Below are 13,867 nucleotides of genomic sequence, written 5' to 3'. Positions count from 1 at the left end.
GTCAACCGCGCAGGGCCGAGGCGAACAGCTTGGGCAGCGCCGACCAGCGCGGAGCCGCCGCGAAGTCGGAGAGCAGACGGCCGGTGGTCGCGGCCGTGCGATTGTCGACGAACCACGGCGGCTTGGGCGAGAGGGCCGGTTCGCCGCGCAGGACCGAGCGCGGGGCCGGGCGGAACGGGCCGCGGACCACGGTCCGTTCCGGGCCGTCCAGCAGCACGGCGTTGTGCACGACCCCGATCCCGCTCTGGACGTCGTCCAGGGTGTGCCCGGGGAAGGCGCCCCAGGTGGCGGTGGGGGTGAGGTAGCCGAGGCCGGTCCAGGCGTTGACGGTGACGGTGCCGTAGCGCAGCGCGGCGATGGCCTTGTCGAGGTCCGGACCCAGGGCGGCGATGGTGCGCGGATGGGCGATGAGGTTGACGCCGAGGGTGCCGGTGAAGTCCTCGTTCGCCGCGCGTACCGCCGTGTCGAGGAACTCCCGTGCCGCTCCCGGCAGTTCCAGGACGCCGAGGACGGGGGCGAAGTACTCGGTGGTGAGGGCGGGACCGGCCCGGTGGAGGTCGAGGCCCGACAGCAGCACCCGGCCGTGGCCCAACCGCTCCGCGCCCGGGTAGGCGTCCAGTGCCTGGGCCACCCGCTGGTCGCTGCCCGGATAGTAGGCCGGTCGGGCAGGGGCTTGTGCCAGCGCGTTGCGCAGGTGGCTCAGGAAGCGCTCCCGCTGCGGCCAGTCCTTGCTGATGACCAGGATCTGACCGGCGACGCAGTTGTAGCCGCCGTTGTGGAGCCGCTGGGTGGCCACGTGCTCGGCCTGGTAGCGCAGGTCGCTCTCCGACCAGCGGCCCGGGAGCACGATGACCGGTGAGACGCCGCCGAGTTCGCTGGTCACGGGCTTGTCCAGGAGAGGGGTGCCGGCCTTCTTGCGGGCGGCCCCCTCCTCCCCGCCGCCGAAGACGACGACGTCATGGGTCACCGCGCTGCCGGTCATGTGCACGTGCGCGACCCGCGGGTGGTGAACCAGCCTGCCGCCGACTTCGGCGCCGCCGGTGAGGATCCGCACCACGCCGATCCCGATCAGCGGGGCGAGGACTTCGCGGAACACGTCGAGCAGGGGGTCGGTGATCGGGTTCAGTTTGAGTGCGACGACCCGGTTGTGCGCGTAGAGCTCGTACAGGACGTCCAGCACGGGGATCGAGGTGATGTTGCCGGCGCCGAGCACGACGCCGATGCCCGCGGTCCTGGCCGGGTGGCGCAGCGCCAGTCCCGCGCGCTCGCGCACGGTCTCCACGCCGACGCCCGGGGGCATCCACACCTCGGCGCTGAAGCCGCTGAGCAGGATCCGGTCGAAGACGCCGTGCGGCAGGACGCGTACGGCGACCCGGCCGCCGGGTGCCCGGCCCAGGGAGAAGTCGTCGACGGGGCTGCGGCCCCGCTCCAGGGCACGGATGCTCGCGGCCAGCGCGGAGGTCCCGGTGAGCACCGCGTACGGCCCCGAGGTCCACTCCTCGCCCAGCAGTGGGCTGTCGGACGGCAGTTGCTTGTACCCGGCGGCCGCGGCCACCCATGCCTCGGCGCCGGCGGCGGTGGCGGCATGGACCCGCTCCAGCAGCTCTCGGCGCTCGGCGAGCCCGAGGGCGGCCCAGGTCGACTCGCCTTCGGCGAGGTCGGCGAGGGCCCGGTCGATCCGGGCGGCGTCGGTGTCGGCCGACGCGGAGGTGGTCATCGGGTGGCCTCCTTGATCAGGTCGGCGGCCTTCTCCGCCACCATGACGGTGGGCGCGTTGGTGTTGCCCCGGGTCACCGAGGGGAAGACCGAGGCGTCCACGACCCGCAGGCGCTCGACGCCGAGGACCCGTAGTTCGGAGTCGACGACCGAGCCGATCGCACAGCTGGACGTCGGGTGGAACAGGGTCATCCCATGGCGCTTCACCCAGTCCAGGATGTCCGCTTCGGAGTCGGAGGCCGGGACGCTGAACGGTTCGGTGATCAGCCCGGCCAGGGGTGACTGCGCCGCGATGTCGAGAGCGGCGCGGACCCCCGCGACGATCGCCGACCGGTCCTGTTCGGCCGTCAGGTAGTTGTGGCGGATGCGCGGCGCCGCGTCGGGACGGGCCGAGCGCAGCGTCACCTCACCCCGGCTGGACGGGGCCAGCACGCAGGGGCCGAGTGCGAACCCGTGCTCGGAGACGGTGCCGAGCCCCTCCTGGTGGAAGAGCACCGGGGCCATGTGGAACTGCACGTCCGGCGCCGTGAGCCCGTCGCGGCTGTGCAGGAAGCCGCCCGCCTCGCCGATGTTGGAGGTGAGCGGCCCGCGTCCCTCGTTCTGCAGCAGGGCGGCGTTCTCGGGGCTCGCGGCGGTGAACAGGGACTCCGCGTCGGTGCGGTAGTTGAGCAGGGCCATGAAGTGGTCCTGCAACCCCTCACCGACCGGGAGGTCACCGAGGACCTCGATGCCGAAGGCCCCCAGCGTCCCCGCCGGTCCGATCCCGGAGAGCATCAGCAGCTTCGGCGACTCGTAGGCGCCGGCGGAGACGATCACCTCCCGTTCCCCGCGGACCAGCTCGGCGGCCCCGCCGCGGTACACCTCGACCCCCACGGCCCTGCCCTGCTCGACCACCACCCGCTGCGCCCGGGTATCGGCGAGCACGGTGAGGTTGGGCCGGCCGAGGGCCGGGTGGAGGTAGGCGACCGCGAGGCTGTGGCGCAGGCCGTTGCGCTGCGTCAACTGATACTGTCCGACGCCGATTTGGCTCTCGCCGTTGAAGTCCTCGTTGCGCTTGTGGCCGGCTCGGACGGCGGCCTCGACGAAGGCCGTGGCCAACGGGTGCCCGGACCTGCTGTCGCTCACGGCCAGTGGACCGCCGACACCGTGGAAGGCGTCCGCGCCGCGCTCGTTGTCCTCGGACCTGATGAAGTAGGGCAGCACCTCGTCATAGGACCAGCCGGTGGCCCCGGCGGCGGCCCAGCCGTCGTAGTCGGCCCTGTTGCCGCGGATGTAGATCATCGCGTTCAGCGAGCTGCTGCCGCCGAAGACCTTGCCGCGGGGCAGGTAGGCGCGGCGGCCGTAGAGCCCCGGCTCGGGTTCGGTGTCGAGGTCCCAGTCGAGCTCACCCTTGAAGAGCTGGCTGAACGCGGCCGGGACGTGGATCTCCTGCGCGGTGTCCGCGCCGCCCGCCTCGATCAGGGCCACCGTGACGTCGGGATCCTCGGTCAGCCGGCTCGCCAGCACGCAGCCCGCCGACCCGGCCCCGACGATGACGTAGTCGTAGGTCCCACTGCTCTCCATCAGATCTCCCTTGGTCCGAGGACTGCCCACACCAACGTGATGTTCGTTGCAGGTGGGCCCGGTTGGCCATAGGCGGTCGTCGGAGAACGTGCCACACTGCTTGTGCCGCCGCACAACGAGCCAAGGGGTTTGGTGCCGTGAGTACTCCGCTGACCTCCGATCGACACGTCGCCGAGCTGGTCAGAAGTCTGCTGGGCGCGGTGGATCCACTGGCCGACGCGCTCACCGCCGAGATCTTCAGCGGTGAGTACTCCTATGCCGAGAGCACCCTGCTCAGCCGCGACCAACTGCGCGACGTGGTGCTGGAGAACCTGCGGACCCTGCTGGCGGCCTTGCAGGGAGAGCCGATGACCCTGGACGCCCCGCGGGCGGCGGGGCGCCTGAAGGCGGAGCAGGGCATCCCGCTGGACGCGCTGCTGCACGCCTACCGACTCGCCGGCCGCTTCGTCTGGGACCGCCTGCTCGCGGCGGCCGGCGGGGCGGGAGCCGCGGCCCAGCTGGTGCCGATGGCCTCCGACATCTGGATGATGATCGACGAGTACTCCGGCGCCGCGGCCGAGGCCTACCGCACGGCCCTGGAGGAGCGGTCCTGGCACGACGCCGAGCAGCGGGGGGCGCTGCTCGCCACCCTGTTGGACGGGAGCGGCGGCAGCAGCGTCCGGCCCTGGGAGATCCTGCGCACGCTGCGCCTGGAAGGCCATGACGCCCTGCTGGTGGTGAGCGTCGAGACCGGCGAGGCCGCCGGACCGCCGCTCCCGGCCTCGGGCGGGCCGTGGGCGGAGGGCGTCGCCGCCGTCTGGACCCGGCGGGCCGGCTCCCGGGTGGGCCTGCTCGCGCTCGGTCGCGGACAAACGCTCGCCGCGGTCACCGACCGACTCGCCCGAGCCGCCACCTCCCGACTCGGCATCAGTCGCCCGTTCACGTCGCCCGCACACGCGCCGACGGCCTTGCGGCAGGCGCAACTCGCGGTGCAGTGCCTGCCGCCGGGCACGGCCGGGGCCCATCTGTACGGCAGTTCACCGATCGCCCTGCTGGCCGCGGCCTCGCCCGAGATCGCCGTCGAGGTGACGGGCTCCGTGCTGGCTCCGCTGCTGGCCCTGCCCCCGGCGGACCGGTCGGTACTGCTGGACACTCTCGACGCCTGGTTCGACGCGGGCGGATCGACCACCTCGGCGGCGGAGCGGCTGCACTGCCACCGCAACACCGTGCTCTACCGGATCAAGCGAATCGCCGAACTGACCGGCCGCAACACCACGGACGCCAGGTCGGCCGCCGAACTGTACATCGCCCTCCAGGCCGTGAGGCTGCACACCGTCTCCACCGGCTGACACGGCGGTTCCGATCGACTGATCACCCGGTGGTTGCGACCGGGTGATGGTGTGATGACGCCATCTTGAGTTCAACATACGGCCGACTGTATTCTTTTCTTATGACTTCGCTCTCACCGCTCACCGAAGAGTCCGATCCGTTCTGTCTACAACCGGCCGAGGCGGCGCTACTGCTGGCCGGCGCCCCCTGGCGCCGGTTCGCCGTGATCGGTGACAGCCTGTCGGCGGGGACCGGAGACCCCAGCCCCGGCTACCTGAACCTGGGATGGTCCGACCGGGTCGCGGAGATCCTCGGCCGAGTGCGCCCGGACCTGGAGTACCTCAGCACCGCCGAGATCAAGGCCACCACCGCGCAGACCCTGGAGAAGCAGGTGGACCGGATGATCGACTTCGCCCCGGACCTGCTCCACCTGCCCTGCGGCGCGAACGACCTCGTGCGGCGACAGCCCGACTTCGACGAGATCGAGCGGAACCTGCGCCGCCTGTACGACCTCGCGGCGCCGACCGGCGCCCAGCTGACCACGTTCACCCTCGGGCGGGCCTATGTCGTCCCCGTCTTCCCGGACTGGTCCGACCGGGTCGCCCGGGTCAATGACATCACCCGCGCCCTGGCCGACGAGTACGGGGCCGTCCTGGTCGACATGTGGGACCACCCGATCAACGACCGCGAGGACCTGCTGAGCGAGGACCGCATCCACTTCACCACCTCGGGTCAGGCGGTGATGGCGGCCGAGATCGTCAAAGGACTTTCGCGCGCGATCAACTGACCGTTCGTCAGTCGATCGCGCGGTTCGGCCGGCGGGCCGGGGCCCGAAGTGGACCCCGGCCCGCCGGCCGCGCGCTCACCGCAGCGGAACCGCCCGACCGGCGGACCCGACGAAGGAAGGCTCCCGTCGGCCGCTCTCGCCGAGGCTCCGGTGCTCCCGTCGCTGCGAAACCGGCGCGGGCCTCGGCCGGGTTCCGGGGCCGGAGGATTCGATGGCCGCGGCATGGAGCTCCGCGCCGGGCCCGATGCCCAGTTCCTCGCCGAGCACCCGCTCGGCGTCCTTGTACACCTCGATCGCTTCCGCATGCCTGCCCATCCGTCGCAGCGCCGTGATGTAGCGGGCCCGGACCACCTCGTTCAGTGGATCCTCGGCGATGAACCTCCGCGCGTTCAACACCACCTTCCGGTTGTGATCGAGCGACAGCCAGGCATCGATCAGCGTCTGACGCGCGATGGCCCGCCAGTGGTGGAGCTCGTCGGCCGCCGCGGCGCCGAGCGGCCCGTCAAGGGCGTCCGGCAGGGCGCTTCCGCGCCACAGCGGCAGCGCGTCTTCCAGGATCGTCGCGACCACCGAAGGAGTGGCCGGCGCCAGGTTCACCGCACGTTCGACCAGAGCGACGAACTGGCGGGCGTCCACCGCGTCCTGGTCCACGTTGAGCCGGTACCCCGAGTTCACCGTCTCCAGCAGATCGGGCCTCCCGCCGTGGCGCTCCAGCCAGCGGCGGATCCGCGCGACATGGGCGTGGAGGGCGTTGGTCGCGTTGTCCGTGGTCTGGGAGAGATTCAGCTCCTCGATCAGCTCGTCGCGCTGGACCTCACCGTCGGCGCGAATCGCCAGAATCGAGAGGATGCTTCTGAGTCTCGCCCCGCTCAGTGCTGCTTCGGTGCTTCCGAATTCGACCCGTAGGGGGCCGAGGATGCCTATGCGGATGGTGGTCATCGATGTCCCCCTGCATATAAACCGTAACCATGCACCATGTGGCATTTCCTGAATGGAGCCGATGGACCTCTTCGGATTTCTATCTGGAATCTCTCGATCCCGCCGATCCTAAGGCGGGGCCGTGATGGCGGCAGCCCGCACGTTCGAGTAGGTGGCTGCCACCCCTCCACCCCATCGAGTAGTTGCCCGAGCCGTCCGACCGGTCCGCACCCTGAACGAAAGCGCAACATGGAGGTACGATCGACCGTATGGACAGTGCAGCGAAGCCGGCCACTCCGCGCGGCGAGAGTTCCGGATCCATGGCACTCCCCCGCGAGCGGAAGCAGGCGCCGACCACGGACAAGCGCCTCCTGCGGGGGGCCCGAACGCGGCAGATCGTTCTCCGGCAGGCCGTCGACATCGCCTCGCTGGAGGGTCTCGACGGGGTCAGCTTCGGCCTTCTGGCGACCGACACCGGACTCAGCAAGGCCGGGATCCAGACCCTCTTCAAGACCAAAGAGGCCCTACAGCTGGCGACCGTGGAGTACGCACGGGAGATGTTCATCGACGCGGTGATCCGCCCGGCCCGATCGGCGCCCCGCGGCGCGGCGGGCCTGCGCGCACTGCTCGACCGCTGGGTGGTCTACGCCCAGGGGCCGCTGTTCGCCGGTGGATGCTTCCGGTCCGCGAACCTCGCGGAGTTCGACAGCAAGCCCGGACCGGTGCGCGACGCGCTCTTCCGCGACCAGCAGGAGTGGGTCGAGGTGATCGCGGCCGAGCTGCGGCACGCGGTGAGCAGCGGTGAGATCCGCGAGTTGGACGTGGATCTCACGGCCTTCCAGATCGACGCCCTGCTCTGCGCCGCGAACACGGCCCTGCGGTTCGGCGACGACAGCGCGGTGGCCAAGGTCCGCCGCATCGTGGAGGGCTTCCTCACCCCTGCCGGGTGAGCGCGGGCGGCGAACGGGCAAACGGCGATGCGGTGGACCGAGGTCCACCGCATCGCCGTTTGGCGCCCTTGCGGAGCGGTCAGCCGGCCGCCGGCTTCTTGGGTAGCGCGAAGACCAGCACAGCCGCCAGCACCGCGATGATGAAGGTCGCGATGGAGGCCATCGCGAAGGCGTGCCCCGCGGCATGGACCTTCCCGCCGTCCGCCGGGTCGAACGCGTTGAAGAACACCGCCCCGACCACCGAGACACCCAGCGCGCCGCCGATCTGCTGGGCGGTGGACAGCGCACCGGAGGCCATGCCCACCGTCTCCGGCGTGATCCTGCTGAGCACGGTGTTCAGCAGCGGCGTGATGAGCAGGCCCCCGCCGACGCTCTGGAGCATCAGGGTGGGGATCACCAGCAGCGGGGTGAGCCGCGCACCGGACAGCAGCACGATCGCGGTCGCCAGGTAGCCGACGGCCAGCACGATGGCGCCGACCTCCAGGACGCGGCGACCGTACTTCGGCACGAGCTTGCTCGCGGTCATGCTGAAGACGAAGAACATCACCGCGGCCGGCGTGTAGACCAGGCCCGAACCGAGGGCCGACAGATCGAGCCCGCCCTGCATCGAGACGGACAGCGCGAGGTAGTACGAGGTCAGCAGCGCGTACACGGCCAGCACCAGGACGATGCCGAGGGAGAACGACCGCTGGCTGAAGAGCGAGAGCTTCATCAGCGGATCGCCGCCGCGCTTCTCCAAGCCCCGTTCGATCACCACGAACGCCCCGAAGGCGACCAGGCTGCCGGCCAGGCAGGCCCAGGTCCACCACGGCCAGCCCGCCTCACGCCCCTGGATGAGGGGGTAGGTGAGCAGCAGCAGCGCGGCACTGAGCGACAGCACACCGGGGATGTCCAGCCTGCGGGCACCCTCCGACCGCGACTCCGGTACGAACTTGGCGGCGAGCACGATCGAGACCAGCCCGATCGGCACGTTGATCCAGAACACGGCCCGCCAGTCGGAGCCGAACAGGTTGGCGCCGATGAGCAGACCGCCGATCAGCTGGCCGCTGATCGTGGCCATGCCGATCACGACCCCCAGCACGCCGAACACCCGGTGCTTGACCGCTGCGGGGACGACGACCGTGATGACGGCGAAGACCTGGGGAACCATCAGGGCCGCGCCCAGCCCCTGGACTATCCGCGCCACGATCAGCGTGCCCGGGTTCTGGGCCATCGCACAGGCGACGGAGGCGAGGGTGAACACCGCTGTTCCGAGGATGAAGATCCGCTTGCGTCCGAACAGGTCGGCGAGGCGGCCACCAGTGATCATGAGCACCGCGTAGCTCAACTGGTAGCCCGCCAGGACCCACTGCACCTCGCCCTCGGTGGCCTTGAGGTCGGCCTGAATCGCGGGGCCCGCCACGACGACGATGAACGAGTCGAGGATCGCCATGAACATACCGATCATGACGATCGATACGGCAAGCCACGGCACTGCGGGCCCGGAGTCCGATGCCGTCGCCGGCGCGACAGCTGTTTGTCGGGCAGTCGTCACAATGACTTCCTTTTCTCATCTCTTCCGGCCACGGTCATCGACCACGGCCAGGTAAGCATACGCCCGACCGTATGCTTAGGGCTACCGCTCCGTGGAGTTGGTCAGCATGAAGGCCTTCGGGTCCGGTCGCCGGGTGGCCCGCCAGTAGGAGGAGCCGGTGCCGGGCCAGGAGTGCCGGTTGCGCCCGGTGTCGTCCAGGAACCAGCTGTCGCACCCGCCCGAGTTCCAGACCGATCGGGCCAGCTTCTTGTGCAGCCAGGTGTTGAACCTGCGCTGAACGTCCGCCCGCACCTCCAGCTGGTCGGCCCGCTGCGCCTTCATCAGGCGCAGGCACTCGACGATGTAGTGGAGCTGCGCCTCGATGACGAACAGGATGGACTGGGCCCCGCCGCCCGAGTTGGGACCCATGATCATGAACATGTTCGGGAAGCCCGCGACGGTCACGCCCAGGTGCGCGACCATGCCGTCCTTCCAGGCCTCCTGGATGGTGAGCCCGCCCCGGCCGACGATGTGTTCATCGGCACAGCGGTTGCCCGTGGAGAACCCGGTGCCGAGGATCACCACGTCCGCCTCGTGCAGCTCCCCGTCCTTCGTCCTGATCCCGGTCTCGGTGAGTTCGGCGATGCCCGAGGTCACCAGGTCCACATCGGGACGCTGGATCGCCGGGTAGTAGTCGTTGGAAAGCAGGATCCGCTTGCAGCCGATCTGGTAATCGGGGGTCAGCTTGGCCCGCAGCTCGGGGTCGGCCACCTGCTTCTCCAGCATCCGCCGGGAGGCCAGTTCGAGGACCTTGAGGTACTTGGGGTTCAGGAACGCCAGGACCGGGACCTCGTGCGTCCAGTACGCGAGGGCCCGGTACAGCCGTTGCACGAACGGCAGGGCCCGGAACAGTCCGCGCTCGAAGTTCGCGAGCGGGCGGTCGGCCTTCGGGAGCATCCAGTGCGCGCTGCGCTGGAAGACGTCGACGTGGGCCGCCTCACCCGCGATCTCCGGGATGAACTGCACCGCGCTCGCCCCGGTCCCGATGACCGCGACCCGCTTGCCCTTCAGGTCGACGGAATGGTCCCACCGCGCCGAGTGGAAAACGGTGCCCTTGAAACTCTCCAGGCCGGGCAGGTCCGGGATGTTGGGCAGGTGCAGGGCTCCGTGCGCCATGACGACGAAGCGCGGCCGGTACTCCTCCCCGGACCCGGTCCGCACGTGCCAGCGGCCGGCCGCCTCGTCGAACTCGTACGAGGTCACCTCGGAGTTGAAGCGGATGTGCGTTTCGAGGTCGTGCTCCTTGACGACCCCCTTGATGTAGTCGAGGATCTCCGGCTGCATGGCGTACATCCGGCTCCAGCTCCGATTGGGAGCGAAGGAGTAGGAGTACATCACGCTCGCGACGTCGCAGGCGCAGCCGGGATAGGTGTTCTCACGCCAGGCACCCCCCACTCCGTCCGCCTTCTCAAGTACGACGAAGTCGGACTGGCCCGCCTCAAGCAATTTGATCGCCATGCCGAGGCCGGCGAATCCGGCACCCACGATCAGCACCTCCGGCTTTTCGACCGCCCTTGCCTTCGCCGCTGCGGATCCCATCAGCCGCCTCCCTTTCGCTCGATACCTCGACAACACCGAGGGGAATTTCCGAGCGCCTATTCTCCGAAGGCCCTCTGAAACCCTGCTGTCCACCCGGGACTGCTCGCTTCAGAGGCGCGTCAGAGGCTTCTGAAAGGATCAAGGATGTTGATCATTCGGGACGGCTGCGACGGGAGATCTGATCACTCTTGAGCTCTACAGACCTGAATGGGCCGGCCATCGCCCCGACCTCCGCCGAGCAGTCCGACGCCACGACCGAACCGGGCCGGCACGCGCAGATCATCGTCATCGGCGGCGGGCTCGCCGGCGTCGCGGCCGCCGTCCGCTTCCGCCGCGAGGGGTGGCACGACTTCCTGGTACTCGAACGCGCGGACGCCGTCGGCGGCACCTGGCGCGACAACACCTACCCGGGCGCGGCATGTGACGTTCCATCACATCTCTATTCCTACTCCTTCGCGCCGAACCCGAACTGGACACGTTCGTTCTCCGGGCAGCGGGAGATCCAGGACTACATCACCAAGGTGGCACGTCGCTACCGGGTCCACGACAAACATGTCTTCGGATGCGAGGTCCTGAGCGCGAGCTGGCACGAGGACGCCGCGCGCTGGCGGCTGGAGACCACGAAGGGGACGTTCACCGCCGATGTCCTGGTCGGCGCGTTCGGCGCGCTCTGCGAGCCGTCACTGCCGGACATCCCCGGCATCGAGACCTTCGAGGGGCAGGTCTTCCACTCCGCCCGCTGGGACCACCAGGCACAGTTGGCGGGCCGGAAGGTCGCGGTGATCGGCACTGGCGCGTCCGCCGTCCAGATCGTCCCGGCCATCGCGGAGCAGGTCGACGAACTGCGGGTCTTCCAGCGCACGGCGCCATGGGTCCTGCCCCGGCTGGACCGCCGCTACTCCGCGCTCGACCGGCTGGCCTGCCGCTTCGTCCCCTACTACCAGCGGCTGCTGCGCTCCGGCATCTACTGGGCGCACGAGGCGCAGGCCGTCGGACTGGCGAAGGCCCCCCTCGCGATGAAGCCGCTGGGGATCATCGCCCGGGCGAAGCTCAGGCGCGAGGTCCCCGACGCCGACCTGCGTCGGCGCCTCACCCCCGGATACCGGATCGGGTGCAAGCGGATCCTGCTCTCCAACACCTACTACCCCGCCTTCCGCCACGAGCACGTCCAGCTCGTCACGGAGGGCATCTCCGAGGTCCGGGCGGACTGCCTGGTCACCGCGGACGGCGCCGTGCACCAGGCCGACACCATCGTGCTGGCCACCGGATTCCAGGTCACCGACTCCCCCACGTACCGCAGGATCTTCGGGAAGGACGGCCGAAGCCTCGGCGAGGTCTTCGACAAGGCCGGCCGGCAGTGCTACAAGGGCACCGCCATCGCCAACTTCCCCAACATGTTCCTGATGGTGGGCCCGAACACCGGACTCGGCCACAACTCGATGATCTTCATGATCGAGTCCCAGGTGAACTACCTGGCCGACGCCATCGCCACCATGAGACGCCGCCGGATCCGTTCGGTGGAGGTGCGCCAGGAATCACAGGAGGACTTCTCGCGCATGCTCCAGCGCAAGCTGTCCCGAAGCGTCTGGAACACCGGCGGTTGCTCCAGCTGGTACCTGGACAAGCACGGCGCGAACACCACCATGTGGCCCGGCTTCTCCCACGAGTTCCGCCGGATCACCCGGAAGTTCGACATCGACGCCTATCACGTCTCGACCCGAGGACCAGTATGAGCAGGAAGTCAGTGGACACCGACCTCGAAGGCAAAGTCGCCGTCATCACCGGCGCCGGATCGGGGATAGGCCGCGCCCTCGCCGTGCTGCTCGCCGGTCACGGCGCCCGGCTCGCGATCTCCGACATCGATGCGGACGGCCTCGACGAGACGGCCGTGCTGTGCGAGGCCAGAGGTGCCGTGGTCAAGGCGGACCAGCTCGACGTGACCGAGCGGGCCGCGGTGGCCGCCTACGCGAGCGAGGTCCGCGCCCGGTTCGGCACGGTGAACCAGGTGTACTGCAACGCCGGCGTCGCGTTCTACGGCGAGGTGGAGCACGAGTCCTTCAAGGACATCGAACGCGTACTGGACGTCAACTTCTGGGGGGTGGTCAATGTCACCAAGGCGTTCCTGCCCCATGTGATCGCCTCCGGCGACGGCCATGTCGTCAACGTCTCAAGCCTCTTCGGCCTGATCACCTTCCCTGGTCAGAGCGCCTACAACGCGTCCAAGTTCGCGGTCCGGGGGTTCACCGAAGCCCTGCGCCAGGAGATGCTGCTCGCCGGACACCCGGTGCGCGTGACCTGTGTCCACCCGGGGGGCATCAAGACCGCCGTCGCCCGCAACGCCACGGCGGCGGACGGCCTGGACGCGGCCTCCATCGCCCGCGCCTTCGACCGACGGCTGGCGCTGCACAGCCCGGAGATGGCGGCCCGCACCATCGTGGACGGCGTCCGCAGGAACCGCGCGCGGGTCATCGTGGGCGGGGAGGCCAAGGCGCTGGACCTGCTGGCCCGGATCACCCCGACCGGCTCCCAGCGGTTCGGCGCGAGGTTCTCCCGGATCCTCAGGATCGCCCCGCGCCCCGGGAGGAAGCGATGACGGTCGCGCCGTCCATCTCCGTTCCGCTGCCGATGGCCCGCGCCCTGCTCCACCCCTTCTACCGGCTGACGTTCCATCAGCGGATGCCGTGGTCCGTACAGCGGACGCTGCTGAACGGCGTCGCGCGGTTCCAGCCGTTGCCGGCAGGCGTCCGGGTCGAGACCCTGCGGCTCGGCGACCGCCCCGCCGAACGGGTCTCCGCTGGACCCTTCGCGGGCCCCGGGGCGGTCCTCTACCTGCACGGCGGCGGGTACACCGTGGGGTCGCCGGCCACGCACCGGTCACTGGCCGCGCACCTGGCCGCCGGGATCCGCCGTCCGGTCTACCTCCTGGACTACCGTCTCGCCCCCGAACATCCCTGTCCGGCCGCCCTGGAGGACGCGCTGGCGGCCTTCGACGCGCTGACGCGGACCCCCGCCCACGAGGCCGGCTCGATCGCCCTCGCCGGCGATTCGGCCGGCGGCGCCATCGCCCTGGCCGCCGCGCAGCACCTGGTCGCGCACCGGCGGCGGCCGGCGGCGCTCGCCCTCCTGTCGCCGTGGACGGATCCCGGCGAGAGGGCCGAGCGCCACCGCGACCTGGTGGTCAACCGCGACTGGGGGCTGGCCTGCGCGGCCGCCTACCGGGGTGACATCGACCCCCTGGACCACCGCTTCGCACCCCTGCTGGGGCCGATGGAGGGTCTGCCGCCGACCTATCTCTTCACCAGCACCCGGGAGTTGGTCTACGCGCAGTGCCTCCGTCTGGCGGGGTCGCTGCGGCGGGCCGGCGTCGAGCTCCGGTACGTCGAGAGTCCCGTCCTGTGGCACGCCGCCCAGGCCCAGGCGGGACTCGTCCGCCAGGCCGCCGAATCGCTCGGTGACGTGGGGGAATTCCTGGTGGCGAACTGGTCGTAGTCCGTCACCGGGATTCGGGGACCA

General features: G+C 70.1%; 11 protein-coding genes. 6 read left to right on the top strand and 5 right to left on the bottom strand.

Annotated features, from left to right (window positions below; translation table 11 throughout):
• Position 1: 1 nt before the first annotated feature.
• Both QWJ13_RS17435 and QWJ13_RS17430 read right to left on the bottom strand, forming a co-directional pair.
• The gene (locus QWJ13_RS17435) at positions 2–1,717 is read right to left on the bottom strand and encodes an aldehyde dehydrogenase family protein (protein ID WP_316525488.1); all 1,716 of its coding nucleotides are present in this window, start codon (positions 1,715–1,717) and stop codon (positions 2–4) included.
• Entirely contained in the window at positions 1,714–3,279 is a 1,566-nt protein-coding gene (locus QWJ13_RS17430) for a GMC family oxidoreductase (protein ID WP_316525487.1), read from the bottom strand. The genes QWJ13_RS17435 and QWJ13_RS17430 overlap by 4 nt, the downstream gene beginning before the upstream one ends.
• 137 nt (positions 3,280–3,416) lie before the next feature.
• On the opposite strand from QWJ13_RS17430, the gene QWJ13_RS17425 reads away from it, so the two are divergent.
• Both QWJ13_RS17425 and QWJ13_RS17420 read left to right on the top strand, forming a co-directional pair.
• Positions 3,417–4,607, top strand: a complete 1,191-nt coding sequence (locus QWJ13_RS17425; RefSeq protein WP_316525486.1) for a PucR family transcriptional regulator — start codon at positions 3,417–3,419, stop codon at positions 4,605–4,607.
• A gap of 101 nt (positions 4,608–4,708) precedes the next feature.
• A complete protein-coding gene (locus tag QWJ13_RS17420) occupies positions 4,709–5,374 on the top strand; it encodes an SGNH/GDSL hydrolase family protein (protein ID WP_316525485.1) in 666 nt (221 codons plus the stop codon).
• A 75-nt stretch (positions 5,375–5,449) separates the two neighbouring features.
• Here the strand turns inward: QWJ13_RS17420 and QWJ13_RS17415 are convergent, their stop codons facing one another.
• Complete coding sequence (locus QWJ13_RS17415) at positions 5,450–6,313, bottom strand: AfsR/SARP family transcriptional regulator (RefSeq protein WP_316525483.1); 864 nt, start codon at positions 6,311–6,313, stop codon at positions 5,450–5,452.
• Positions 6,314–6,612: 299 nt separating this feature from the next.
• Here QWJ13_RS17415 and QWJ13_RS17410 point away from each other — a divergent pair, with 299 nt between their 5' ends.
• On the top strand, positions 6,613–7,242 hold the full coding sequence (locus QWJ13_RS17410; protein WP_316525482.1) for a TetR/AcrR family transcriptional regulator: 630 nt from the start codon (positions 6,613–6,615) through the stop codon (positions 7,240–7,242).
• A 79-nt stretch (positions 7,243–7,321) separates the two neighbouring features.
• Here the strand turns inward: QWJ13_RS17410 and QWJ13_RS17405 are convergent, their stop codons facing one another.
• Positions 7,322–8,689 carry an MFS transporter gene (locus tag QWJ13_RS17405; RefSeq protein WP_316525481.1) on the bottom strand — a complete coding sequence of 456 codons (1,368 nt, stop codon included), beginning with the start codon at positions 8,687–8,689 and terminating at the stop codon, positions 7,322–7,324.
• Between the two features lie 168 nt (positions 8,690–8,857).
• Entirely contained in the window at positions 8,858–10,354 is a 1,497-nt protein-coding gene (locus QWJ13_RS17400) for a flavin-containing monooxygenase (RefSeq protein ID WP_316525479.1), read from the bottom strand.
• 188 nt (positions 10,355–10,542) lie between these two features.
• Here QWJ13_RS17400 and QWJ13_RS17395 point away from each other — a divergent pair, with 188 nt between their 5' ends.
• Genes QWJ13_RS17395 through QWJ13_RS17385 form a run of 3 tightly spaced genes read left to right on the top strand, consistent with a single transcriptional unit; the run spans position 10,543 to position 13,843 of the window.
• Positions 10,543–12,087: a flavin-containing monooxygenase gene (locus QWJ13_RS17395; RefSeq protein WP_316525478.1), complete on the top strand. Its 1,545-nt coding sequence runs from the start codon at positions 10,543–10,545 to the stop codon at positions 12,085–12,087.
• On the top strand, positions 12,084–12,947 hold the full coding sequence (locus tag QWJ13_RS17390; protein WP_316525477.1) for an SDR family NAD(P)-dependent oxidoreductase: 864 nt from the start codon (positions 12,084–12,086) through the stop codon (positions 12,945–12,947). Before QWJ13_RS17395 ends, QWJ13_RS17390 begins: the two co-directional genes overlap by 4 nt.
• Entirely contained in the window at positions 12,944–13,843 is a 900-nt protein-coding gene (locus QWJ13_RS17385; RefSeq protein ID WP_316525476.1) for an alpha/beta hydrolase fold domain-containing protein, read from the top strand. Before QWJ13_RS17390 ends, QWJ13_RS17385 begins: the two co-directional genes overlap by 4 nt.
• Positions 13,844–13,867 lie beyond the last annotated feature (24 nt).

The organism is Kitasatospora brasiliensis (assembly GCF_032654805.1).
In the GTDB taxonomy this organism is placed as follows: domain Bacteria; phylum Actinomycetota; class Actinomycetes; order Streptomycetales; family Streptomycetaceae; genus Kitasatospora; species Kitasatospora brasiliensis.
The sequence above is the reverse complement of the archived record's forward strand: the minus strand, read 5'-3'. Positions and strand labels throughout refer to the sequence as shown.

What these genes read in the sequence shown, in the direction of transcription:
- QWJ13_RS17390 (WP_316525477.1), top strand. Translation starts at nt 12,084, where the DNA reads ATGAGCAGGAAGTCAGTGGACACCGACCTCGAAGGCAAAGTCGCCGTC.
- QWJ13_RS17405 (WP_316525481.1), bottom strand. Translation starts at nt 8,689, where the DNA reads ATGATCGGTATGTTCATGGCGATCCTCGACTCGTTCATCGTCGTCGTG.
- QWJ13_RS17400 (WP_316525479.1), bottom strand. Translation starts at nt 10,354, where the DNA reads ATGGGATCCGCAGCGGCGAAGGCAAGGGCGGTCGAAAAGCCGGAGGTG.
- QWJ13_RS17435 (WP_316525488.1), bottom strand. Translation starts at nt 1,717, where the DNA reads ATGACCACCTCCGCGTCGGCCGACACCGACGCCGCCCGGATCGACCGG.
- QWJ13_RS17420 (WP_316525485.1), top strand. Translation starts at nt 4,709, where the DNA reads ATGACTTCGCTCTCACCGCTCACCGAAGAGTCCGATCCGTTCTGTCTA.
- QWJ13_RS17430 (WP_316525487.1), bottom strand. Translation starts at nt 3,279, where the DNA reads ATGGAGAGCAGTGGGACCTACGACTACGTCATCGTCGGGGCCGGGTCG.
- QWJ13_RS17415 (WP_316525483.1), bottom strand. Translation starts at nt 6,313, where the DNA reads ATGACCACCATCCGCATAGGCATCCTCGGCCCCCTACGGGTCGAATTC.
- QWJ13_RS17385 (WP_316525476.1), top strand. Translation starts at nt 12,944, where the DNA reads ATGACGGTCGCGCCGTCCATCTCCGTTCCGCTGCCGATGGCCCGCGCC.
- QWJ13_RS17410 (WP_316525482.1), top strand. Translation starts at nt 6,613, where the DNA reads ATGGCACTCCCCCGCGAGCGGAAGCAGGCGCCGACCACGGACAAGCGC.